At 75.2% G+C, this 2,419-nt stretch carries 2 protein-coding genes; both read left to right on the forward strand.

The features are described from left to right. The first annotated feature begins 367 nt into the window (after positions 1-367). Positions 368-1,495: an aminopeptidase P family protein gene (locus tag CCN44_RS40820; protein ID WP_086704241.1), complete on the forward strand. Its 1,128-nt coding sequence runs from the start codon at positions 368-370 to the stop codon at positions 1,493-1,495. Between the two features lie 53 nt (positions 1,496-1,548). Next, positions 1,549-2,419 (forward strand): phosphotransferase (locus CCN44_RS40825; protein WP_086704244.1); only part of this gene is annotated, 871 nt, incomplete at its 3' end.

Below are 2,419 nucleotides of genomic sequence, written 5' to 3' on the forward strand. Positions count from 1 at the left end.
GCGGTGTTCGGTGTCGCTCTCCGGCGGCGTTCCCCGCCGCCCTCCGGCCGCGTTCGGCGTGGCCCTTCGGCCGTGTCCGCCGCCGCGAGCGCCCCGTTCCGGGGCCCGTGATTCTCCAGCCCCCGCCCCGCCGCACCACCCCGAGCCCGGTGATCTCGTACACCCCACGAAACCCGCTGGTCACCGTCCGTCCCGGCGCGTCATCATGGCCCCATGCCGAGCCCCTTCGCGACGACCCCCGGGACACAGGGCCCCGGGACCGGCTCGCGTGCCGCTGTCCGGGCGGGCAGGATGCTGCCCGAGACGCCGCACCCCGTCGCCTCACCCGCTGCCACGCCCGTTTCCTCACCCGCGCTCGGAGGCCCGGATGACCGGTAGTACGCCCGCGCCCTTCACCGCCGCCGACTACAGGGCCCGCATGGAGCGCGCCGCGCGCTCCGCCGCGGACGCCGGCCTCGCCGGGCTGCTCGTGGCCCCGGGACCGGACATGGTGTGGCTCACCGGCTACACGCCCACCGCGGTCACGGAACGGCTCACCGTGCTGGTCCTCGCCCCCGGCCGCGACCCCGTCCTCGTCGTGCCCACCCTGGAGGCCCCGGACGCCGAGCAGGCGGCCGGCGCCACCGCGCTGACCCTGCGCGACTGGACCGACGGCAAGGACCCCTACGCCGTCACCGCCGACCTCCTCGACGACCGCGGCCGGTTCGGCATCAGCGACAACACCTGGGCGATGCACCTGCTGGGCTTCCAGCGGACCCTCCCCGACACCTCCTACGCCTCCCTCACCGACGCCCTGCCCATGCTGCGCGCGGTGAAGGACGCGGCCGAGCTGGAACTCCTGGCAGCCGCCGGAGCGGCTGCCGACGCAACGTTCGAGGAGATCCGGAAGGTTCCCTTCGCCGACCGTCGCGAGTCCGACGTCGGCCACGACCTCGCCGGTCTGCTGCGCCGCTTCGGCCACTCCCAGGTCGACTTCACCATCGTCGGCTCCGGCCCGAACGGCGCCAACCCGCACCACGAGGTCGGCGACCGGGTCATCCAGCCCGGCGACATGGTCGTCCTCGACTTCGGCGGGCTGATGAACGGCTACGGCTCCGACACCACCCGCACGGTCCACGTCGGCGAGCCGACCGAGGAGGAGCGCCGGGTCCACGACGTCGTGCGCGCCGCCCAGGAGGCCGGCGTCCAGGCCGTACGCCCGGGCGTGGCCTGCCAGGAGGTCGACCGCGCGGCCCGCGCGGTGATCACGGACGCCGGGTACGGCGAGTACTTCATCCACCGCACCGGGCACGGCATCGGCGTCACGACGCACGAGCCGCCGTACATGATCGAGGGCGAGGAGCAGCCGCTCGTGCCCGGCATGTGCTTCTCCGTGGAGCCCGGCATCTACCTGCCCGGCCGCTTCGGGGTGCGTATCGAGGACATCGTCACGGTCACCGAGGACGGTGGCCGCCGCCTCAACAACACCACCCGTGAGATGGTCATAGTGGACTGAGAGGCCCAAGGAGACCCCTTCTCGACGACACCCGGAACGGCTACCCGCGACCCATGACCCAGGCTCCGACACCCACCGCGGACACCGTCCGCAGACTGGTCCGTTCGCTGCTCAAGGAGGGCGGCGACGACACCGGGGGACCCGATGTGCGGCCCGTGACGGAGGACCGCGAGCACACCTGGTGGATCGGCAGCCGCCATGTGCTGCGGCTCGCGCCCGACCGCGAGGCCTCTCTCCGCCGCCGCCGGGAACTGCGCCTACGCGACCTGGTCCGCCCGCACGTACCCGTCGCCGTGCCGACCAGCGTCGCGCACGGCGACTGGGCGCCCGGCCTGGCCTACACCCTCGACACCCGGGTGCCCGGCGGCACGGCCGACGAGTACGACGTCTCCGCGGTCGGCGAGGCCGACCTCGCCGGGCTGCTCAGCGGGCTGCGCACGGTGCCCGCACGCCAGGCGGAGGCGCTCGGCGTGCCGCGCGTCGCGCCGCGCTCCCTGGACGCGCTGCGCCGGATGGCCGTGCACGCGGCCGAACGGCTCGCCGCGGCCGACGAGTTCGACGCCGCCCGGCTGCACCAGCTCACCCAGCCCGGCGCGGCCCAGCTCGCCACGCAGCCCGGTGCCGCCGTCCTCACCCACCACGGCCTGACCGGCGCGCACGTGGTGGTCAGCGCCGACGGCCGGGTGCGCGGCATCCTGGACTGGACCGCGGCGGCCCTCGGCGACCCCGCCGAGGACATCGCCGGGCTCGCCGTCGCCGTCGGCTCGCCCGCGGCGGTCCGCGCCGCCACCCTCGCCGGCTACGGCGCCCGCCCCTGCCTGCGCGGCCTGTGGCTGGCCCGCTGTGACGCCGTCATCCGCCTCACCGACCATCTGGAGGGCCGTACGGGCGGCTCCCTGACCCTGCTGCGGACCCAGCTGCGGC

It is taken from the genome of Streptomyces tricolor, from assembly GCF_002155905.1.
GTDB lineage: Bacteria > Actinomycetota > Actinomycetes > Streptomycetales > Streptomycetaceae > Streptomyces > Streptomyces tricolor.

Coding starts and splice junctions, on each gene's coding strand:
- CCN44_RS40820 (WP_086704241.1), top strand. CDS start 368: ATGACCGGTAGTACGCCCGCGCCCTTCACCGCCGCCGACTACAGGGCC.